The organism is Streptomyces platensis (assembly GCF_008704855.1).
Classification (GTDB): Bacteria; Actinomycetota; Actinomycetes; order Streptomycetales; family Streptomycetaceae; genus Streptomyces; species Streptomyces platensis.
Genome location: NZ_CP023691.1, coordinates 4,878,645 through 4,900,306, shown reverse-complemented (window position 1 = coordinate 4,900,306; position 21,662 = coordinate 4,878,645). Strand labels below are relative to the sequence as shown.

The following is a 21,662-nucleotide window of genomic DNA, read 5'->3' as shown; positions in this document are numbered from 1 at the left end:
CCCTTTTGTGCGTCCCTGAAGGAGTCCCTTTGTTCCCCATGTCGTACGCCCAGCGCCGGCTGTGGTTCGCGTTCCAGCTGGAGGGACCCAGCCCGACGTACAACTGCCCGCTGTACGTGCGCCTGTCGGGCGAGCTGAACCGGGACGCGCTGGCGGCCGCGGTCGCGGATGTGACCGGCCGGCACGAGGTGCTGCGGACCCGGTTCGCGGAGGAGGACGGCGAACCCGGCCAGGTGGTGCTGACCCCCGAGGACGGGCGCCCTGAGGTCCGGTTCGTGGAGCTGGCCGGGGAGGCGGCGCTGACCGAGGCGCTGGCCGAGCAGGCGCGCCACTGCTTCGACCTCACCGCCGAGGTGCCGCTGCGGGTCACCCTCTACCGGGTCGCCGAGCGGGAGCACGTCCTGCTGCTGCTGATGCACCACATCGCGGCCGACGGCTGGTCGATGGCGCCGCTGGCCCGGGATCTGTCGGAGGCGTACGCGGCCCGGTGCGCGGACGCCGGGCCGCAGTGGGAGCCGCTGCCCGTCCAGTACGCCGACTACGCGCTGTGGCAGCAGGACGTGCTGGGCTCCGAGGACGACCCGGAAAGCCTGCTGTCGGAGCAACTCGGTTACTGGCAGCAGCAGTTGGCGGGCGCGCCGGAACTCCTCGAACTGCCGCTGGACCATCCGCGGCCGGCGGTGGCGAGCCACCGGGGCGCGACCGTGCGCTACACCCTGGACGCCGGCCTCCACCGGCGGCTGGTGGAGCTGGCCCGCGCCTGCGACGCGACCGTCTTCATGGTCGTGCAGGCCGGGCTCGCGGTCCTGCTGTCGCGGCTGGGCGGCGGCCGTGACATCCCGGTCGGTACCGCCGTGGCGGGCCGTACGGACGAGGCGCTGGACGACCTCGTCGGCTTCTTCGTCAACACCCTGGTGCTGCGCACCGATCTCTCCGGCGACCCGACGTTCCGCGAACTGGTGGCCCGGGTCCGGGACACCGACCTGGCCGCCTACGCCCACCAGGACGTGCCCTTCGAGCGGGTCGTGGAGGCGGTCAACCCGGGCCGGTCGCTGTCCCACACCCCGCTCTTCCAGGTGCTGCTGACCCTCCAGAGCAACGCGGACAGCACCTTCGCCATCCCGGGCGTCGAGGCCTCCTTCGGCGATGTGGCGACCGGGGTGGCCAAGACGGACCTCACCTTCTACCTGGAGGAGCGGTACACCCCCGAGCAGGACCCGGCGGGCATGGTCGGCGAGATCCAGTACGCCGTGGACCTGTTCCGGGAGGAGAGCGCGGAGATCCTGGCGCAGCGGCTGATCCGGGTCCTCGACGCGGTGACCGCGGCCCCGGACCGGGCCGTGAGCCAGGCTCCGGTGCTCGACGCGGCCGAGCACCGGCAGCTGATCGTGGAGCGCAACGCGACCGGCCACCCGGTCCCGCCGGCGACCATGCCGGAGCTCTTCGACACCTGGGTGGGCACCGATCCGCAGGCGCCCGCGGTGGTGTGCGAGGACCTGGTGCTGAGTTACGCGGAGGTGGCGGAGCGGGCCAACCGGCTGGCCCGGCTGCTGATACGCCACGGCGTGGGCCCGGAGACGGTGGTGGCGCTCGCCGTGCCGCGCTCACCGGAGATGGTGGTCGCGGCGCTGGCGGTGCACAAGGCGGGCGGGGCGTATCTGCCCGTCGACCCGGAGTACCCCGCCGAGCGGATCGCCTACATGCTCGGCGACGCCCGCCCCACCTGCCTGCTCACCGTCGGCGGCGTCGCCCTGCCCGAAACCGGCTGCCCCCGTCTGCTCCTGGACGACCCCGCCGTGGTCGCCGCCCTGAACGACCTGCCCGCCACCCCGCTCGGCCCCCGCGCCGGCCTCCAGCACCCCGCGTACGTCATCTACACCTCCGGCTCCACCGGCCGCCCCAAGGGCGTCGAGGTCACCCACGCCGGAGTGGCGTCGCTGGCGGCCACCCACGCCGAGGCCTTCGCGGTCGGGCCCCGGTCCCGGGTGCTCCAGTTCGCGTCGCTGAGCTTCGACGCCGCGGCCTGGGAACTGATCATGGCGCTGACCACCGGCGCCGCACTGGTGGTGGCCCCCGCGCACCGGCTGGCGCCCGGCGAGCCGCTGGCCCGGCTGCTGGCGGAACAGCGGGTCACCCACGCCACCCTGCCGCCCGCCGCGCTCGGCGTGCTCGGGCCGGACGGTCTGCCCGCCGGGATGACGCTGGTGGTGGCGGGCGAGGCCACCGCCCCGGAGTTGGTCGGGCGCTGGTCGGCCGGGCGGCGGATGGTGAACGCCTACGGCCCGACCGAGGCCACCGTCTGCGCGACCATGAGCGAACCGCTGTCGGGCGCCCAGGTGCCACCGATCGGCGGCCCGATCCGCAATGCCCGGGTCTATGTGCTGGACGCCGCGCTGCGCCCGGTGCCCGCGGGGGTCGCCGGCGAGCTGTATGTCTCGGGCCCGGGGCTCGCGCGGGGTTATCTGCGGCGGCCGGGGCTGACGTCGGAGCGCTTCGTGGCCGATCCGTACGGTGCGCCCGGCAGCCGGATGTACCGCACGGGCGACCTGGCGCGCTGGCGGGCCGACGGGCAGCTGGAGTTCCTGGGCCGCACCGACCACCAGGTGAAGATCCGGGGCTTCCGCATCGAACTCGGCGAGATCGAGGCCGCGCTCAGCGCCACCGGGCGGGTGGCCGAGGCGCTGGTCACGGTGCATGACGACGCGGCCGCCGGGCGCCGGCTGGTGGCCTATGTGACGGCGGCGGGCGGTGCGGAAGCGCCCGACCCGGCGGCGCTGCGGGAGCTGGTCGCGGAGTCGCTGCCGGACTACATGGTCCCGTCCGCCGTGCTCGTCCTGGAGCAGTGGCCGCTGACCCCGAACGGCAAGGTCGACCGGGACCGCCTGCCCGCCCCCGACTACGCCTCGCACGCCGAGAGCGGCGGCCGGGCCCCTCGCAACGCCACCGAGGAAACCCTCACCGCGCTCTTCGCCGACGTGCTGGGCCTGCCCGCCGTCACCATCGACGACAGCTTCTTCCACCTCGGCGGGCACTCCCTGCTCGCCACCCGCCTCATCAGCCGGATCCGCACCGCCCTGCACGCCGAGATCCCGCTCCGCGCGCTCTTCGAGCACCCCACCGTCGCCGCACTCGCCCCCCGGCTCGCCGGCGCCCGCACGGCCCGCACCCCCCTCACGGCCGCCGACCCGCGCCCGGCGCACCTTCCGCTCTCCCCCGCGCAGCGCCGCCTGTGGTTCGCCTACCAACTCGAAGGCCCCAGCCCCACCTACAACATCCCGCACGCCCTGCGCCTGACCGGGCCGCTCGACCACGCCACCCTCACCCAGGCCCTCGCCGACCTCACCGACCGGCACGAGACCCTGCGCACCCGCATCACCGAGCACGACGGGGAGCCCCGGCAGACCGTCGTCCCCGCCGAGCAGGCCCGCCCCGCACTCCCGCTCGTCCCCACCACCGAGGACCAGCTCCCCCACCACCTGGCCGAACAGGCCGCCCACGCCTTCGACCTCACCCACGACAACCCGCTCCGCGCCACGCTCTACCGCCTGGGCGCACAGGACCACGTCCTGCTGCTCCTCCTGCACCACAGCGCGGGCGACGGCTGGTCGATCGCCCCGCTCCTCAACGACCTGTCCGCCGCCTACACCGCGCGCCGCCAGGGCACCGCCCCCGGCTGGCAGCCCCTCGCCGTCCAGTACGCCGACTACACCCTGTGGCAGCGGGAGGTACTGGGCTCCGAGGACGACCCGGACAGCCTGATATCAAGCGAACTGGACTACTGGCGCCGACAGTTGGCGGGCGCTCCGGAGCTGCTGGAGCTGCCGCTCGACCACCCCCGGCCCGCCGTCGCCTCCCACCGGGGCAGCACGGTCGGCCTGGCTGTCGACGCCGAGGTCCACCAGGGCCTGGTCGCGCTCGCGCAGGCCACCGACTCCACGCTGTTCATGGTGCTGCACACGGCGGTCGCCGCGCTGCTGTCGCGGCTCGGCGCGGGCACCGACATCCCCCTGGGCACCGCCGTCGCCGGACGCACCGACGACGCCCTCGACGACCTCGTCGGCCTGTTCATCAACACCCTGGTGCTGCGCACCGATGTCTCCGGCGACCCGACCTTCCGCGAACTCCTCGGCCGGGTCCGGGAAACCGACCTGGCCGCCTACGCCCACCAGGACGTGCCCTTCGAGCGCGTCGTCGAGGCGGCGCAGGTCTCCCGGGTGCTCTCGCACATCCCGCTCGCCCAGGTGATGCTGCACCTCCAGAACAACGCGGACGCGCCGGGGAGCCTGCACGAGGACGTGCGGATGGCGACCGAGCCGACCACGCTGGAGGCCGCCAAGTCCGATCTGTCCTTCGGGCTGCGCGAGCGGTTCACCGGGGACGGCCGGCCCGCGGGTCTGACCGGCTCTCTTGAGTACGCCGAGGATCTCTTCGGCCGCGACGGGGCGCGGTCCCTCGCCGCGCGGCTGGAGCGGATGCTGACGGCCGCGGCGGCCGCACCGGACCGCCCCGTGAGCGAGGCCGACCTGCTGGCGCCGGGCGAACGGCAGCGGCTGCTGGTGGAGTGGAACGGCGCCGCCGGGGAGGCGGCCCCGGCCTCGCTGCCGGAGCTGTTCGAGGCCCAGGCGGCGCGCACCCCGGACGCCGTGGCGGTGGTGTACGAGGGGACGTCACTGACGTACCGCGAGCTGAACACGCGGGCGAACCGGCTGGCCCGGCTGCTGGTGGCGCACGGCGCCGGCCCGGAGCGCTTCGTGGCGCTCGCGCTGCCGCGGACCGCCGAACTGGTAGTGGCGCTGCTGGCGGTGGTGAAGTCCGGGGCGGCGTATGTCCCGGTGGACCCGTCCTACCCGGCGGACCGGACCGCGTACATGCTCGCCGACTCCGGCCCCGAGCTGCTGCTGAGCACCACCGAGGCCGCGGCCGGGCTACCGGAGTCCCGGCCCCGCACCCTGCTGCTGGACGACCCCGGCACCGCCCGTGCACTGGCGGGGTACGACGGCGGCGAGCTGACCGACGCGGACCGCGGCGGCCCGCTCTCCCCGTCGAACGCCGCGTATGTCATCTACACCTCGGGCTCCACCGGCCGCCCCAAGGGCGTCGTCGTCCCGCACCGCAATGTGGCGCGGCTGTTCGCGGCCACCGAGGAGTGGTTCGGCTTCGGCCCGGACGACGTGTGGACGCTGTTCCACTCGTACGCCTTCGACTTCTCGGTGTGGGAGCTGTGGGGGCCGCTGCTGTACGGCGGCCGGCTGGTCGTGGTGCCGTACGAGGTGAGCCGTTCCCCGGAGGACTTCCTGCGGCTGCTGGCCGACGAGCGGGTGACGGTCCTCAACCAGACGCCGTCGGCGTTCTACCAGCTGATGCAGGCCGACGCGGAACACCCCGGCCTCGGTGCCCGACTGGCGCTGCGCCGCGTCGTGTTCGGCGGTGAGGCGCTGGATCTGGGCCGGATGGCCGAGTGGTACCGCCGCCACGGGGACACCGCGCCGGTCCTGGTGAACATGTACGGGATCACCGAGACCACCGTGCACGTCAGTCATCTGCCGCTGGACGAGCGGGCGGCGGCCGGGCAGACCCGGAGCCTGATCGGCCGGGGCATCCCGGATCTGCGGATCTATGTGCTGGGCGACCGGCTGGAGTTGCTGCCGCCGAACGTGCCCGGCGAGATGTATGTGGCGGGCGCGGGCCTGGCCCGCGGCTATCTGCACCAGCCCGCGCTGAGCGCCGGGCGGTTCGTGGCCGACCCCTTCGGCCCGCCGGGCGCGCGGATGTACCGCACCGGAGACGTGGCCCGCTGGACGGCCGACGGGCAGCTCGAATACCTCGGGCGCGCCGACGACCAGGTGAAGGTGCGCGGCTTCCGGATCGAACTCGGCGAGATCGAGGCCGCGTTGGAGTCCCACCCGGCGGTGGCGCAGGCCCGGGTCGTCGTCCGGGAGGACGGGCCCGGCGAGAAGCGACTGGTCGGCTACGCGGTCCCGGAGGCCGGGGCGGGCGGGCTGCCCGCCGCGGCCGTACTGCGGGAGCATCTGTCCGGCGCACTGCCCGACTACATGGTCCCGGCCGCGGTCGTCGCCCTGGACGCCCTGCCGCTGACCGCCAACGGCAAGCTCGACCACAAGGCGCTGCCCGCGCCCGAGTACACCGGCAGCACCACCGGGCGGGCCCCGCGCACCGCCCGCGAGGAGACCCTGTGCCGGGTCTTCGCGGAGGTGCTCGGCCTCGCGCACGCCGGGATCGACGACAGCTTCTTCGAGCTCGGCGGGGACAGCATCAGCTCCATCCGGCTGGTCTCCCAGGCCCGTGCCGCGGGGCTGGACGTGACGGTCCGGCAGGTCTTCGAGTGCCGTACGGCCGCCGCGCTCGCCGCCGTCGCCACCGAGATCTCCGGGGCGGCCGCACCGCGCCCGGCGGACGACGGCGTGGGCGACTTCCCGATGACGCCGATCATGCACTGGCTGTCCGCACAGGACGGACCGACGGCGGGCTTCAACCAGTCCATGACGATCCGGGTCCCGGCCGGGCTCGGGCAGCGGCGGCTCACCGACGCCGTACAGCGCTGGCTCGACCACCACGCCGTGCTGCGGCTGCGGATGGCGCGAACCGGGGACGGCGCGGACCGGCCGACGGTCGGCGCGCCCGGGTCCGTCCCCGCGGACTCCGTCCTGCGCCGGGTGGAGATCGCCGGACTGGCGGCCGGTGCCCGGGACCTGGCGCTCACCGAGCACGGGGAGAAGGCCCGGCTGCGGCTCTCCCCGCACGACGGCGCCGTGGTCCAGCTCGTCTGGTACGACGCCGGGGACGCGGCGCCGGGGCTGCTCCAGATCCTGATCCACCACCTCGCGGTGGACGGCGTCTCCTGGCGCATCCTGCTGCCGGATCTGCGGGCGGCCTGGGAGGCCGCCGCGGACGGGCGGGACCCGGCGTTCGCCGAGGTGCGCACCTCGTTCCGCCAGTGGGCCCAAGGGCTGCACGAGAGCGCGCAGCAGCCCCGGTGGGAGGACGGCCTCGGGGTGTGGACCTCGGTCCTCAGCGACCCGTCGGCGGCCGCGCTGCCCGGCGTACGGCCGGTGGATCCGCGGACCGACACCGCGGAGACCGTGCGCCATCTGACCCTCGGCCTGCCGCCGGAGCGCCTCGAACCGCTGCTGACGACTGTCCCGGCCGCCTTCCACGCGAACGTGAACGACGTGCTGCTGACCGGCTTCGCCCTCGCCGTCCTGGAGTGGCGCCGCCGGCGCGGCGACCGCTCGGCAGCGGGGGTCCTGGTCGACTTGGAGGGCCACGGCCGCGAGGACATCCTGGACGGCGCGGACCTGTCCGCCACCGTCGGCTGGTTCACCAGCCTCTACCCGGCACTGCTGGCCCCCGCGGCCGTCGACTGGGCGGAGCTGAGGGCGGGCGGGCCCGGCGTGGGCGCGGCCCTGAAGGCGGTCAAGGAGCAGCTGCGCGCGCTGCCGGGCAACGGTGTCTCGTACGGCATGCTCCGCTACCTCAACCCGCGCACCGCACCGCGCCTCGCCGAGCTCCCCGCCCCCCGCCTCGGGTTCAACTACCTGGGCCGGTTCGCGGCGGCGGGCGCCGGCGACGGCGAGCTGTGGACCATGGCGAACGGTCTGCCCTCCCCCGCCCCGCGGGACGCCGGGGCCGCGGTCCCGCACGCGCTGGAGGTCAACGCGCTCACCGAGGACCTGCCCGGCGGGCCGCGGCTGAACGCCACCTGGTCCTGGCCGGCCGGCCTCCTCCCGGAGCCGGCCGTGCGCGAACTCGCCGAGCTCTGGTTCGAGGCGCTGGACGCCCTGGTCCTCCACACCGCCGGCGCCGAAACCGGCGGTCACACACCCTCCGATCTCTCCCTCGGGCTGTCCCAGGACGAGATCGACGCACTTGAAGCAGAACTGGGGTCGCTCTGATGAAAAAGCAGTCCGCGCTGGAAGACGTCCTTCCGCTGACGCCGCTCCAGGAAGGCATGTTCTTCCACTCCTGGTACGACGACGAGGCGGTCGACGTCTACGGCGTCCAGATGGTCCTCGCCCTCGACGGACCGCTGCGCCCGGACCTGCTCAGGGCATCGGTGGCGGCGCTCCTCAAACGCCACCCCAACCTGCGGGCGGGCTTCCGGCAGCGGGCGAACGGCCAGCCGTTCCAGGTGATCCACCGCGAGGTGCCGCTCCCCTGGGAGGAACTCGACCTCACGGACCGGGACGACGCCGCGCGGCGGCTGGCGGAGTTCCTCGCCGCCGACCGCGCCCGCCGCTTCCCGCTCGACCGCCCGCCGCTGATGCGGTTCACCCTGGTGCGGCTCGGGCCCGACCGGTACCGGCTGGTGCTCTCCAACCACCATCTGCTGCTGGACGGCTGGTCCACCCCGATCCTCGTACGGGAGCTGTTCACCCTGTACGAGCACGGGGGCGACGACCGGGCCCTGCCGCCGGTCGTGCCGCAGCGCACCTACTTCAGCTGGCTGGCCGCCCAGGACGACGCCGGGTGCGAGCGGGCCTGGCAGCAGGCGCTCGACGCGCTGCCCGGCCCCTCGCTGGTGGCGCCCGCCGACCCGGGCCGGGCGCCGGTCGCACCGCAGCGGGTGGTGGCCGCGTTCCCCGAGGGCTTCGGCGGGGACCTCGACCGGTTCGCCCGGCAGCGCGGGCTGACCGTCAACACCCTGGTCCAGGGCGCCTGGGCGGTGGTCCTGGGCCGGCTCACCGGCCGCGACGACGTGGTCTTCGGGACCCTGGTCTCCGGCCGCCCGCCGGAGGTCGCCGGGATCGAGTCGATGGTCGGGATGTTCATCAACACCGTCCCGGTCCGGGTACGGCTCGACGCGGGCGCCCCGGTCGCGGACAACCTCGCCCGGCTCCAGGACGAACAGACCGCGCTGCTCAGCCGGCACCACCTCAGCCTCGCCCGGATCCAGCGCCTGGCCGGGACCGGCGATCTCTTCGACACCTTCATGGTGTTCGAGAACTTCCCCGGGGACGACGGCACCCGGCCCTCGTACGCGGGCGTGCGGGTCGAGGTCGCCGAGGGCCATGACTCCGCGCACTACCCGCTGCGAGTGGTCGCCGGTCTCACCGGGCAGCGGCTCCAGATCGAGCTGGAATACCGTCCCGACCTCTTCGACCGGGACGAGGCCGCGGCCGTACTCGGCGCGCTGGAAGGCGTACTGGGCGAGATCGTCGCCGGCCCCGGGCAGGCCGTGGCCGGCCTCACCTGCCCGCTGCCGGCCGCGTTCCGGCGACTGGACGCCGCCCCGGCTCCCGGGCCGGGTGCCGACGACGAGGCCGAGGTGCTGCCTCCGGTCGCCAGGACGGCGTTCTCGGCCACCGAGGAGATCCTCCGCGGCCTCTTCGAAAGCGTGCTGGGCCGCCCCTGCCCGGGTGTCGACGACAGCTTCTTCACGCTGGGCGGGCAGTCGCTCACCGCGATCCGGCTGCTCAGCCGGATCCGCGCGGCCTTCGGCGTGGAGCTGCCGGTGCGGTCCGTCTTCGAGTCCCCGACGGTGGCCGGGCTGGCCGCCCGGCTGGCGCAGGCGGACACCACCCGCCCGGCCCTGGTGCGGGCGGCCGTGCGCCCGGAGCAGCTGCCGATGTCGTACGCCCAGCGCGGTCTGTGGTTCGCCTTCCAACTGGAGGGCACCGGCCCGACCTACAACATCCCGCTGCCGCTGCGGCTGCGCGGCGCCCTGGACCGGGACGCGCTGCGGGCCGCGGTGGGCGATGTGATCGAGCGGCACGAGGCGCTGCGCACCCGCTTCACGGAGGTGGCCGGTGCGCCCTGCCAGATCGTGCTGCCCCACGAGGAGGCCCGCCCGGAGCTGGAGTACGTGACGCTCGACGGCGAGGAGCAGCTGGCCGCCGCCCTGGCCGAGCGGACCGGGCGCGGCTTCGACCTGGCCGGGGAACTCCCGCTGCGGGTCACGCTGCTGCGGATCTCGGACCGGGAGCATGTGCTGCTGCTCCTCATGCACCACATCGTGAGCGACGGCTCCTCGCTGGCGCCGCTGGTCCGGGACCTCTCGGTGGCGTACGGGGCGCGGCTGCGGGGCGGCGCGCCCCGGTGGCAGCCGCTGCCGGTGCAGTACGCCGACTACGCGCTGTGGCAGCGGGAGCTGCTGGGGTCCGAGGACGACCCGGGCAGCGTGCTGGCGCAGCAACTCGCCTACTGGCGGGACCAGTTGGCGGGCGCGCCGGAGTTGCTGGACCTGCCGCTGGACCGTCCCCGCCCGGCGGCCGCCAGTCACCGCGGCGCGACCGCGCCGTTCACCCTGGACGCCGCGACACATGAGCGGCTGGCCGAGCTGGCCCGGCGGTCCGACGCCACGGTCTTCATGGTGCTCCAGGCCGGACTCGCGGTCCTGCTGTCGCGGCTCGGCGCGGGCAGCGACATCCCGGTCAGCACCGTGGTGGCCGGGCGCACCGACGAGTCGCTGGAGGAGCTGGTCGGTTACTTCGTCAACAACCTCGTCCTGCGCACCGATGTGTCCGGCGACCCGACCTTCCTGGAGCTGCTGGGGCGCGTCCGCGAGACCGATCTGGCCGCGTACGCGCACCAGGACGTCCCCTTCGAGCGGGTCGTCGAGGCGGTCAACCCCACCCGGACGCTGTCCCACGCACCGCTCGCCCAGGTGGCGCTGATCCTCCAGAACACCGGCAGCGCCACCCTGGAACTGCCGGGCCTCGATGTCTCCTTCGAGGGCGAGGCCGAGGGGGCCGCCAAGGTCGACCTCGCGTTCAACCTGAGCGAGTCCCGTACGGCCGAGGGCCGCCCGGCGGGGATCGGCGGTCTGCTCGAATTCGCCGCTGACCTCTTCGACCCGGCGACCGCCCGGCTGCTCACCGAGCGTCTGGCGCGGGTGCTGGCCGAGGCCTGCGCCGGCCCCGAGCTGCCGGTCAGCCGCCTGGAGGTGCTCTCCCCCGACGAGCGCGACGCGCTGCTCCAGGACGGGCCGCACCGGCGCCCCGCCCCGTCGGCCGCCACCTTCGCCGAGCTCTTCGAGCGCCAGGTGCGCCGCGCCCCGGACCGCCCCGCGCTGGAGACGGACGGCGTCATCGGCTACGCGGAACTCAACGAGCGCGCCAACCAGTTGGCGCGGCTCCTCGTCACCCGCGGGGCGGGCCCCGAGCGCGCGGTCGCGGTCGCACTGCCGCCCTCCGGGCACCTCGCGGAGGCGGTCCTCGCCGTGCAGAAGGCCGGTGCGGTCTATCTGCCGCTGGACCCGGGCTATCCGGCGGAGCGGCTGACCGCGATGGTGTCGGACGCCGCGCCCGTCCTGCTGCTGACCACCGCCGCGCTCGCGGACCGGCTGCCGGAGACCGGTGCGGTGCCGGTGCTGCTGGTGGACGATGCCACCACCACGACCGCGTGCGCCGCACTGTCCGGCGCGGACCTGACCGACGCGGAGCGCACCGCCCCGCTGCGACTCGACCACCCGGCGTACACCATCTTCACCTCCGGCACCACGGGCCGCCCCAAGGGCGTCGTGGTCACCCACACCGGGCTGGCCGCGTTCGCCGCCAACCAGGCCGCGCACTACGGCGTCGAGGAGGGCAGCCGGGCGCTCCAGCTCGCCTCGCCCAGCTTCGATGTCTCGGTGGCGGAGTTCTTCTGGTCGCTGCTGTGCGGCGGGTGCCTGGTCGTCCCGGAGGGGACTCCCACCGGCGCGGAGCTGGTCGAGGTGCTCCGGGAGCGCCGGATCAGCCATCTGATGATCCCGCCGTCGGTGCTGGCCGAAGTGCCCCGGACCGCACTGCCGGAGCTGAAGGTGATGATCACCGGCGCGGAGGTGCTGCCCGCCGAGCTCGCCGGGTTCTGGGGCCGGGACCGGACGCTGATCAACGCCTACGGCCCCACCGAGGCCACCTGCGATGTCAGCTTCGCGATCCGGGACCCGCGGACCGCGGACGGCGCCGCGGTCATCGGGCGGCCGATCGACGGCGCCCGGGTGTATCTGCTGGACGCGGCCCTTCAGCCGGTGCCGTCCGGTGTGGTCGGCGAGCTGTACGTCTCCGGCACCGGCGTGGCCCGCGGCTATCTCCACCAGCCGGCGGTGACCGCGGACCGCTTCGTCGCCGACCCGTTCGGCGCCCCCGGCTCCCGGATGTACCGCACCGGTGACCTGGCGTACTGGGACGGCGAAGGGCAGCTCCGTTTCTGCGGCCGGGCCGACAGCCAGGTCAAGGTGCGCGGCTTCCGGATCGAACTCGGCGAGGTGCAGGCGGCGGTGAGCCGGTGCGCCGGAGTGGGCCGCGCCGTGGTGACCGTCCGCGAGGACCGGCCGGGCGACCGCCGCCTGGTGGCCTACGTCCAGCAGGCGCCGGACGAGCCGCCGTTGAGCCCGGCGGCGGTACGGGACGAGACCTCCGCGCTGCTCCCCTCGTACATGACGCCCTCGGCGTTCGTCGTCGTCGACAGCTGGCCGCTGACGCCGAACGGCAAGCTCGACCACCGGGCGCTGCCCGCGCCCGCCCCGGTCACCGGGCGGGCCACCCGGCCGCCGGCCTCCCCGCAGGAGGAGCTGCTGTGCCGGCTCTTCGCGGAGGTCCTGGGGGCCGAACAGGTCGGCGTGGACGACAACTTCTTCGAGCTCGGCGGGCATTCGCTGCTGGCCACCCGGCTGGTGAGCCGCCTCGCGGCGCTGCTGGGCGGCGCCCCGGCGCTGCGCGATGTGTTCGCCGCACCGACCCCGGCCCGGCTCGCCGCCCAGCTCGACGGCGGCGGCAGCAGCGCCTTCGAGGTGCTGCTGCCGCTGCGCACGGCGGGCCGCACCGCGCCGCTGTTCTGTGTGCACCCGGTCGCCGGATTCAGCTGGCGCTACTCGGCACTGCTCGGCGCCCTGAGCCCCGACCACCCGGTGTACGCCCTCCAGTCCCGGGGTCTGGACGGCACGGAGGCGCCCGCCCGTTCCCTCGACGAGATGGCCGAGGACTACATCCGCGAGATCCGCCGGGTGCAGCCGGAGGGCCCGTACCACCTGCTGGGCTGGTCGCTCGGCGGGATCATGGCGCATGCGGTGGCCACCGCGCTCCAGGCGCAGGGCCAGGAGGTGGCGCTGCTCGCGGTGCTCGACGCCTACCCGGCGCCTGCCGACGGCCCCGGCACCGGCGGCCCCGAGGAGATCCTCACGCAGATGTACGAGGGCTACGCCGGGATCTACGGGCTGCCCGAGGGCACCTCCCCGGAGCTGCCGGACACCGGCGTGATGCGGGCCCGGATCACCGACTGGCTGGGCCGCGGCGAGAGCGAGCTGCGCCATCTCGACGACGCGCAGCGAGCCGTGGCGCTGGACATCATGGTGAACAACGTGACGCTCACCAACGCACGCCGCCCCGACCGGTTCCGCGGCACGATGCTGCTGGTGGTGGCCACGCAGAAGCAGCAGGAGTGGACCAGCCCGCAGGCCTGGAAGGAGTTCCTCGACGGCGAGCTGGAGATCCACGAGGTGGACTGCGAGCACGCCAGGATGCTGGAGCCGGCGCCGGCCGCCGACATCTGCGCCGTCCTCGCACCGCGGATCGCCGGGCCACGGGACGCCACGGCCGCCGCGGCGGCGGGGAGCACCCGATGACCACCCCGGTGCTCCCCGCAGCGGCGGTCCTCGGCGTCCTGGGCGGCATGGGCCCGCTGGCCTCGGCCGAGTTCCTCCGGACGCTGTACGCGGGCGAGTGGCACGGTCCTGAGCAGTCCCGTCCGCGGGTGCTGCTGGACTCCGACCCGGCCTTCCCCGACCGCACCGAGGCCATCCGGCAGGGCAGGGCCCGGGAGATGACCGAGCGGCTGGAGGACCGGCTGGCGCAGCTGCTGGAGCGGGGCGCCGATCAGGTGGTCGTGGTGTGCTTCACGGCGCACCACTTCCTGCCGCTGGTCGATCCGGTGCTGCGCGGCCGGGTGGTGTCCCTGGTGGAGACCACGGCGGCGGAACTGGCCGGTGCCGCCGGCCGGTTCCTGATGCTGTCCACCGAGGGCAGCCGCCGGGCGCGGATCTTCGAGTCGCAGCCCGGCTGGGACGCCGTGGCCCACCGGGTGGTGCGCCCCGACGAGGACGCCCAGGCCCGGGTCCACCGGCTGATCTACCGGATGAAGCGCTACGGTCCGCTGCCGCAGGAGGCGCTGCCGGAAGTGGAGCACCTCATGCGGCGCCACGACTGCACCGGCGTCGTGCTGGGCTGCACCGAATTCCACCTGGTGTCACGGGATCTGACGGAACGGTACGGCCCCGACCGGACGGTGGACGCCCTGCGCACCCTCGCGGTCCGCTTCTCGGCGGGCCTGCCGGCCCCTCAGCGGCTGGTGAGCAGCCTGCCCACCTCGGCCACCAGAGAGGGCGCCTGCTCCAGCAGATAGAAGTGGTCCCCGGAGCGGACCCGCAGCCCGAAGTCCCCCTCGGTCACCTCCGCCCAGGCCCGCATGTCCGCCTCCTGGACATGCGGGTCCCGGTCGCCGAGCAGGGCGGTCACCGGCACCCCGAGCCGGGGCAGCGGGGCCGGCGGCCGGTAGTCGTCGATCAGCCGGTAGTCGGCGCGGATGGCGGGCAGCAGCAGCTCCCGCAGATCGGGGTGGTCCAGGGCGGCGGAGAACGTCCCGCCGAGCGCCATGACATCGGCCACCAGCACCTCGTCGCTCTCCCGGGAGATCCCGGAGGGCCGCAGCCGGGACGGTGCGCTGCGGCTGGAGACCAGCAGCCGGCTCAGCACGCGTCCGTGCCGCCGCTCGATCCGCAGCGCCACCTCGTGCGCGACCGATGCCCCCATGCTGTGCCCGAAGAAGGCCAGCGGCCGGTCCAGGGCGGGCACCAGCTCCCCGGCAATCCGGTCGGCGAGCTCGTCCATCGACTCGGCGGGCGGCACCGCGATCCGGTCCTCCCGGCCGGGATAACAGACCGCGACGACCTCGATATCCGCCGGCAGCCACTGCGGCCAGTCCCGGAAGAAGCTGGCCGCGCCGCCGGCGTGCGGAAAGCAGACCAGCCGCATCCGGGGGTCCGGAACGGGCCGGGGACGGCGGAACCACTCCTGGTCGAGGGCGCGGTGCGCGCCCCTCGCGGCGCGGGAAACAGTCATGGTCAACCCTTCGGGAGATACGGCACAGGGGAGGTACGACCGGGGCCGGACTCGGCCGGGACGCTAGCGGACGCCCCTATCGGCGCCGTATCAAGACCCCGCCGGCAGCACGGAGACCGGCCGGGAATAACGACACAATGACGCGGCGATTGCCGCCCTCCCTAACGTCCTGATCAGGAACTCGGCCCGCCTCACCGCGGGTCACGAGCGGGTCAGGGAGTCGACTGTGTACGACGTCATCGTGGTCGGGGCGCGCTGCGCCGGTGCCTCTACGGCCATGCTCTTCGCACGTGCCGGATATCGCGTGCTGATGGTGGACCGCGCCGAGTTCCCCCGGGACACGCTCAGCACGCTCTACATCCACCAGCCCGGTGTGGCGCTGCTGCGGCGCTGGGGTGTGCTCGACAAGGTGATCGCCACCGGCTGCCCGCCACTGGACCGGGCCGTCTACCGGATCGCGGACATCCGCATCGAGGGGTGCTCGATCCCGGTCGACGGCCACCGCGCGGCGTACGCCCCGCGCCGTTATCTGCTGGACGGGATCCTCGCGGACGCCGCGGTCGCCGCGGGCGTGGAGTTCCGCCAGGGCTGCACCGTCACCGACGTGCTGTCCGACGACGAGGGCCAGGCCACCGGGGTGCGCTGCCGTACCTCCGACGGCGCGACCACCGAGGAGCACGCCCGCCTGGTGGTCGGCGCCGACGGGATGCGCTCCCGTTTCGCCACCATGGTCGACTCCCGCATCACCACCGAGGACCCGCCCGCGACCTGCGCCTACTACACGTACTGGGAAGGCGTCACGGACCGCTTCGAGCTCTACGAGGCACCGGGCCGCTGGGTCGGCACCGTGCCCACCAACGACAACACCACGCTGATCGCGGCGTACTTCCCGCAGTCCGAGTTCGAGCGGGTCCGCAAGGACGCGATGGGCGCCTACCTGGAGGCGGTCCGCAGCACGGCCCCCGAGCTGTACGCGAAGATCGCGTCACAGACCCCGCTGGAACGGCTGCACGGCACCGGCGACCAGCGCAACTACTTCCGCGAGGCGGCCGGACTCGGCTGGGCCCTGGTCGGGGACGCCGGCCACCACAAGGACTCCATCACCGCCCGCGGTATCACCGACGCCTTCCGCCAGGCCCAGCTGCTGGTGGACTGCGTCGGCACCGGTCTCCGCGACCCCGAGAAGCTGCTCGACGGGCTGGAGGAGTACGCCTACCAGCGCGACGAGATCCTCATCGACGCCTACCACTCGACACTGTCGGTGGCGGCCCTCGAAGTGGCCGAGCACCGGCTGTCCATGCTGCGCACCGTCGCCGGGGACCAGGAGCTCATGGACCGCTACTTCGCCACGCTGGCCGGCGTGATCGGGGTGGAGGAGTTCTTCACCCCCGAACTGCACGCCCGCCAGGAACTCACGCGCCCATAGGAGCCCGCCGCTCCGGCACGTGCCCCACCCACCTCCGTCCGGCAGCGGCCCGTTCACCCCACCACGGGCGCCGCACCGGACGGCTGCTGAAACGTCGTGCCCCGCACCCAGCGGGACACGCACAGCACCGCGGCCGGGATCAACCATCCCTTCGGTCACGACCCCGGCAGAGGTGCCGCCTTACCGCAGGTGGCCGCCTGACCACCTGCTTTCACTGAAGGAGGCTGTGATGGAAGAGCAGAACGAGCTGTCCACCGTGGAGCCCTACGCCGCCCCGATGCTGGTCGAGGTCGGCGAGTTCAACGAGGACACCCTGGGCTTCATCGGCTGGGGCAAGGACATCTTCGGCCACTACGGCGGCTGACCGTCCCGTCCCTGATCACTCTCAGGAGTAGGTAGATGACCGGTACCGGATTCGTGGTCCTGCCGGACACGGCGGCCGCAGCCGAGGCCCACGCGGTGGCGCCCTGGGCGGCTCCGCGGGTGCTCTCGCATGCGTCGGGGCGGCCGTGGCTGGTGGGCAGGTGGTCCCCCGCGGAGGTGCGGGTGGCCACCGCGGGCCCGGTACAGGTGGTGGTGGCCGGGGTCTGCCCGGTCACCACCACCCGGTTGTCCGAACTCACCGCGCGGATACGGACGGTGTCCGACGTGGACACGCTGGCCGCCGCCCTGCCGGGCGCCTGCCATGTGGTGGCCTCGGTCGGCGGACAGGTCCGCGTCCAGGGCAGCCTGACCGGACTGCGCCGGGTCTTCCACACCCGGATCGACGGGGTGGACATCGCCGCGGACCGGGCCGATGTGCTCGCCGCGATGACCGGCGCCGGAATCGACACCGACGCCCTGGCCGTCCGTATCGCCTGCGGCGGCCTCCTTCCCGCTCCGCTCGCCGATCAGCCCCTGTGGTCCGGCATCACCGCCCTGGAACCGGACCACTGCCTGGTCTGGGACCGCGAACGGGCCCGCGCGCTGCGCCGGTGGCGGCCGCCCGCCCCCGAAGCCCCGCTGTCGGCAGGCGCAAAAGCCGTGCGGGACGCGCTCACCACGGCACTGCACGACCGTGCGCCCGAGAAGGGCCGGCTGAGCAGCGACCTCTCCGGAGGCATGGACTCGACCTCCCTCTGCTTCCTGGCCGCCCGCAACACGCCCGATCTCCTCACCTTCCGATGGGGCGAGGCCGAGGCGGGCAACGACGACGCCGCCTTCGCCACCCAATCCATCAACGCCCTCGACCGCGCCGAACACCTCGTGGTGCCCCCCGGCGACCTCCCGCCGCTGTTCGCCGACCCGGACGCCCTCATGGACACCGAGGAGCCGTACCCCTTCGTCCGCACCGCGGCCCGCACCCGGTACACCGCCCAGCTCCTCGCCGACCGCGGCGCCCGCCGCCACCTGGCCGGCCACGGCGGCGACGAACTCTTCACCCCCTTCCCCGGATATCTGCACCCCCTGCTCCGGCGCCATCCGCTCACCGCGCTCCGCCACGTCCGCGGATACGCCGCCCTCAAACGCTGGCCCGTACTGCACACCCTGGCCTCGCTGATCCGCCCCGGCGACGAAGCGGCATGGTGGCACGCCCAGGCCGAGCACCTCACCGACCCGCCGCTGCGCAAGCGCCGGCCCAGCCTCGGCTGGGGCCTGTGGCCGCTGCGCGCACCGTCCTGGGCCACCGGCACGGCCACCGACGCGGCCCGCGAAGCACTCCGGCGCACCGCCGAGCGGTCCCGCCCCCTCTCCACCGACCTGGGCCAGCACCAGACCCTGGTCGCACTGCGCACCAGCGCCCCCTGGTACCGACTGCTGGCCCGCCCGTTCGCCGAGGCCGGAGTGCAGCTGGACTCCCCGTTCTACGACGACCGGGTGGTCGAAGCCGTCCTGGGCGTGCGGGTGTCCGAGCACGCGGGCCCGTGGCGCTACAAGCCGCTGCTGGCCGACGCGATGCACGGCATCGTCCCCGCGAGCGTGCTGGGCCGCGGCACCAAGGGCGAGTTCAGCGACGAGGCCGGCACGGGGCTGCGCCGCAACCTCCCCGCGATCCTCGACCTGTTCACCGATTCCGCCCTGGCCGCCCACGGCCTGATCGATCCCGCCGAACTGCGCACCCAACTGCTCTCGCCCCAGGCCGACAACGCCATGGGCATCGCGCTGGAACCCCTGATCGGCTGCGAACTCTGGCTGCGCGCCGCCACCCGCCCCACCCCTGCCTGGAGGTCCGACGATGCCCGTACGCCTGCACCCTGACGTGGTGGCCACCGACACCGACGACGGCACCGTGCTGCTCAACGAACGCACCGGCCGCTACTGGCAGCTCAACGCCACCGGCGGCCACGTCCTGCGCCAACTGCTCGACGGCCACGAGGCCACCCGGATCGCCGCCGAGGTCGCGGACCGGCACCGGATCGACCACCGGCGGGCCGAGCTCGACGTGGCCGCGGTGATCGAGCAACTGCGCACCGCGCAGCTGGTGATCGCGTGAGCCTGCCCGTCGCCCTCTCCGAACGGCGCAAGCTCCCGCTGCACCGCCGCCCCGTCCCCCTGCTCGCCGTCGGCATCGCCCGCCTGCTGGCCAAGGCCAAACCCGCCCGGCTGCGCACCGTCCTGGAATTCGCCCGCCGCGGCGCACCCCCGGCCACCCCCGACCAGGCCCTCGCCGCCCGCGACGCCGTCGTCTCCGTCAGCCTGCGCTGCGCCGGCCAGGGCTGCCTGCAACGCTCCATCGCCACCGCCCTCCTCTGCCGCGCCCACGGCTCCTGGCCCACCTGGTGCACCGGCATCCGCACCCACCCCTTCGCCGCCCACGCCTGGGTGGAAGCCCACAACCAGCCCATCGGCGAACCTCACCCCAAGGGCCACTACAAACCACTGATCGCCATCCCGGCGGTGGAGGCGGGGGACGGCGGCTGACGCCGGGCCCGGCGAGCAGAGCTCCTAGCGGTTGGGGGGAAAGGCGCGCTCCTGACACGGCTCCGGGTACGGCTACGGGCACGGCTCCGGGTACGGGAGCAGCTGCGGGTCCACGTCACCCGGCGAGCCCCGCCCCTCACCGCCCGGCAGCCTCCCGCAGGCCCAGATACCGGCTCAGGTGCGCGGCGGCGTCGAGCATGGCCAGGCCCCGCGCGGTGAGCTTCTGCCGCCAGTCGTCCAGGGCACCGGCCAGGGTGTCGGTGCCGCCGGCGGTGCGGACCTGCTGCACCACGGTCGCGATGTGGTCCAGCGGATAGCCCCCGCGCCTGAGGAGGTGCGCGAGCTCGGCGTCCCGGATGTCACCGGCGCGGAAGAGGCGGTATCCGGTGCCGGGGTCCCGTGCGGGGGTGACGATGCCGGCGTCCTCCCAGTTCCGCAGGGTTGCCGGGGTGACGCCGAGCCGGCGGGCGAGTGCGCCGACCGTACGGGGCGCACGGTCCGCCGCGGCGGCCGGCGCGGCATCGGACTCCCCCACCAGGTGCCCCACCGCGCTCCGCACCGCATCGAGGGTGTCCCGGTCACGGGCCAACTGGCCGTGCCCACGGTCGATGAGCGCCAGGGCGTCGCCGATTCCGTCCGCGTGCACCGCGTTCATGATCTGGCCGGCCGCCGCGTGGCCGTACCCCGGGATGAGCGCGAGGTAGGCGCGGAGCGCCGCCGCATGCACCTCGGTGTAGATCCGGTATCCGCTGCGGGTGCGCTCAGCGGGCGGCAGACACCCGTCCCGCTCGTAATTGCGGACCGCCTGTGTCGAGATGCCGTGCTCACGCGCGAGATCAGCTGGCCGCATACCTCTCACCCATTTGAGACTTGTCCACAGACATTAACCCAGCAATAAGCGAAGGCTCCACCAAAACCCTCAACCGTACTTTCAAAGATACGCTTGAGGCTCATGACCCAGGACATTCATGACTTCGTGCCCGCGTCAGTTGACCTGCTGGCGCTGGGTGAACCGACCCACCAGGAACCGGCCTGCGGGCGGGTCCGCAACGAACTGTTCGCTCAACTGGCGGGCCGCGGCTTCCGGTCGATCGCCCTGGAGACCGATCGCATCGCCGCGCTCACCGTGAACGACTTCGTCCAGGGCGGAGCCGGAGAGCTCGACACCGTGATGCGCGAAGGCTTCTCCCACGGCTTCGGCGAACTGACGCCCAACCGGCAACTGATCCTCTGGATGCGCGAGTACAACCGGAACCGCCCGCCGGCGGAACGACTGACGTTCCACGGCTTCGACGCCCCACTGGAGACCACCAGCGCCCCCAGTCCACGGCACTACCTCACGCACGCCCGCGACTACCTGGGCCTGGACCTCGACCTCGACGGCCTCATCGGCGACGACACCCGATGGAGCCGCACGGAGGCGGTCATGGACCCGGCCATGTCGCCCGGCACGACAGCCGAGGCCGGGCAACTCCGCACCCTCGCCAACGACATGCTCACCACGCTCTCCCTGCGCGCCCCGGAACTGATCGCGGCCACCTCACACACCGCGTGGTCCCTCGCCAGGACCCACCTCACCGCCGGCCTCGGCGTGCTGCGCTACCACCAGCAGTCCGCCCAACCCCTCGACCAGAGCGCACGCATCTCCCGCCTGTCCGCCACCCGCGATGCGCTGATGGCCCAGAACCTCCTCGACATCCGGGGCGCCGAGGCCCAACGGGGCGCGACCCTGGTCTTCGCCCACAACACCCACCTCCAGCGCAACCCGAGCCACTGGTCCTCGGGCACCCTGGACCTCAACTGGTCCGGCGCCGGCGCCCTCATCAGCCCGCTGCTGGCCGAGCGCTACACCTTCATCGCCGGCAGCCTGGGCCGCAGCGAGGCCCTCGGTCTCCACGAGCCCGCCCCGGACACCTACGAGGCCTCCCTCCAGCACCACACCACCACCTGGAGCCTGACCGCCCCCACCGCGATCCCCCCAGCCCACACCCGCACCGACACCATCCCCACCCAGGGCTACTTCCCCCTGACCCAGGCAACCCTGGACGCAGCCGACGCCATCCTCCACATCGACGCCGGCCCGACCGCACAGAGCTGACTCGACCCGACACCGCCACCAAGGAGGCGAGCGACTGCTCGCCTCCACCGACCCCTACGCGGCACTGCACCGCCCAGTTCGGCATGACCGAAGCAGCCGGGGCAGCCGGGGCAGCCGGGGCCGAGCCAACAGCCACCATCGCCACCGCCCCGCTCCGATTTCACTGCGTGACGGCTCGTGT

10 protein-coding genes and 1 pseudogene are annotated in these 21,662 nt (G+C 73.8%); 9 read left to right on the top strand and 2 right to left on the bottom strand.

Annotation, left to right across the window (positions count from 1 at the left end; all coding sequences use genetic code 11):
- Positions 1-38 precede the first annotated feature (38 nt).
- The 3 genes from CP981_RS21680 to CP981_RS21670 are packed head-to-tail and all read left to right on the top strand — an operon-like array spanning position 39 to position 14,340.
- Positions 39-7,913: a non-ribosomal peptide synthetase gene (locus CP981_RS21680; RefSeq protein WP_085923272.1), complete on the top strand. Its 7,875-nt coding sequence runs from the start codon at positions 39-41 to the stop codon at positions 7,911-7,913.
- Positions 7,913-13,564 carry a non-ribosomal peptide synthetase gene (locus CP981_RS21675; protein ID WP_085923271.1) on the top strand — a complete coding sequence of 1,884 codons (5,652 nt, stop codon included), beginning with the start codon at positions 7,913-7,915 and terminating at the stop codon, positions 13,562-13,564. The genes CP981_RS21680 and CP981_RS21675 overlap by 1 nt, the downstream gene beginning before the upstream one ends.
- Positions 13,561-14,340, top strand: a complete 780-nt coding sequence (locus CP981_RS21670; protein ID WP_085923270.1) for an aspartate/glutamate racemase family protein — start codon at positions 13,561-13,563, stop codon at positions 14,338-14,340. Before CP981_RS21675 ends, CP981_RS21670 begins: the two co-directional genes overlap by 4 nt.
- Here CP981_RS21670 and CP981_RS21665 read toward each other — a convergent pair.
- Positions 14,277-15,056: a thioesterase II family protein gene (locus CP981_RS21665; RefSeq protein WP_085923269.1), complete on the bottom strand. Its 780-nt coding sequence runs from the start codon at positions 15,054-15,056 to the stop codon at positions 14,277-14,279. The genes CP981_RS21670 and CP981_RS21665 overlap by 64 nt on opposite strands.
- A gap of 226 nt (positions 15,057-15,282) precedes the next feature.
- Here CP981_RS21665 and CP981_RS21660 point away from each other — a divergent pair, with 226 nt between their 5' ends.
- From CP981_RS21660 to CP981_RS21640, 5 genes and pseudogenes are all read left to right on the top strand, one after another.
- Positions 15,283-16,482 carry an NAD(P)/FAD-dependent oxidoreductase gene (locus tag CP981_RS21660; protein ID WP_085923268.1) on the top strand — a complete coding sequence of 400 codons (1,200 nt, stop codon included), beginning with the start codon at positions 15,283-15,285 and terminating at the stop codon, positions 16,480-16,482.
- 229 nt (positions 16,483-16,711) lie between these two features.
- Positions 16,712-16,846, top strand: a complete 135-nt coding sequence (locus CP981_RS21655) for a lasso RiPP family leader peptide-containing protein (RefSeq protein ID WP_018090024.1) — start codon at positions 16,712-16,714, stop codon at positions 16,844-16,846.
- Positions 16,847-16,881: 35 nt separating this feature from the next.
- Positions 16,882-18,742 (top strand): annotated as a pseudogene (locus tag CP981_RS21650) (lasso peptide isopeptide bond-forming cyclase); the annotation flags it as partial.
- Positions 18,722-18,955, top strand: a complete 234-nt coding sequence (locus tag CP981_RS21645) for a lasso peptide biosynthesis PqqD family chaperone (RefSeq protein WP_425282216.1) — start codon at positions 18,722-18,724, stop codon at positions 18,953-18,955. The pseudogene CP981_RS21650 and the gene CP981_RS21645, both read left to right, overlap by 21 nt.
- A complete protein-coding gene (locus tag CP981_RS21640; RefSeq protein ID WP_085923265.1) occupies positions 18,952-19,383 on the top strand; it encodes a lasso peptide biosynthesis B2 protein in 432 nt (143 codons plus the stop codon). Before CP981_RS21645 ends, CP981_RS21640 begins: the two co-directional genes overlap by 4 nt.
- 136 nt (positions 19,384-19,519) lie before the next feature.
- Here CP981_RS21640 and CP981_RS21635 read toward each other — a convergent pair whose 3' ends face one another.
- On the bottom strand, positions 19,520-20,233 hold the full coding sequence (locus CP981_RS21635; protein ID WP_208852966.1) for a TioE family transcriptional regulator: 714 nt from the start codon (positions 20,231-20,233) through the stop codon (positions 19,520-19,522).
- Positions 20,234-20,335: 102 nt separating this feature from the next.
- Between CP981_RS21635 and CP981_RS21630 the strand changes: the two genes are divergently transcribed.
- Positions 20,336-21,481 carry an erythromycin esterase family protein gene (locus CP981_RS21630; RefSeq protein WP_085923263.1) on the top strand — a complete coding sequence of 382 codons (1,146 nt, stop codon included), beginning with the start codon at positions 20,336-20,338 and terminating at the stop codon, positions 21,479-21,481.
- Positions 21,482-21,662 lie beyond the last annotated feature (181 nt).

Bases quoted from the DNA above. Each gene is read 5' to 3' on its own strand.
- CP981_RS21680 (WP_085923272.1), top strand. From the start codon at position 39: ATGTCGTACGCCCAGCGCCGGCTGTGGTTCGCGTTCCAGCTGGAGGGA.
- CP981_RS21675 (WP_085923271.1), top strand. From the start codon at position 7,913: ATGAAAAAGCAGTCCGCGCTGGAAGACGTCCTTCCGCTGACGCCGCTC.
- CP981_RS21670 (WP_085923270.1), top strand. From the start codon at position 13,561: ATGACCACCCCGGTGCTCCCCGCAGCGGCGGTCCTCGGCGTCCTGGGC.
- CP981_RS21665 (WP_085923269.1), bottom strand. From the start codon at position 15,056: ATGACTGTTTCCCGCGCCGCGAGGGGCGCGCACCGCGCCCTCGACCAG.
- CP981_RS21655 (WP_018090024.1), top strand. From the start codon at position 16,712: ATGGAAGAGCAGAACGAGCTGTCCACCGTGGAGCCCTACGCCGCCCCG.
- CP981_RS21635 (WP_208852966.1), bottom strand. From the start codon at position 20,233: ATGCGGCCAGCTGATCTCGCGCGTGAGCACGGCATCTCGACACAGGCG.
- CP981_RS21630 (WP_085923263.1), top strand. From the start codon at position 20,336: ATGACCCAGGACATTCATGACTTCGTGCCCGCGTCAGTTGACCTGCTG.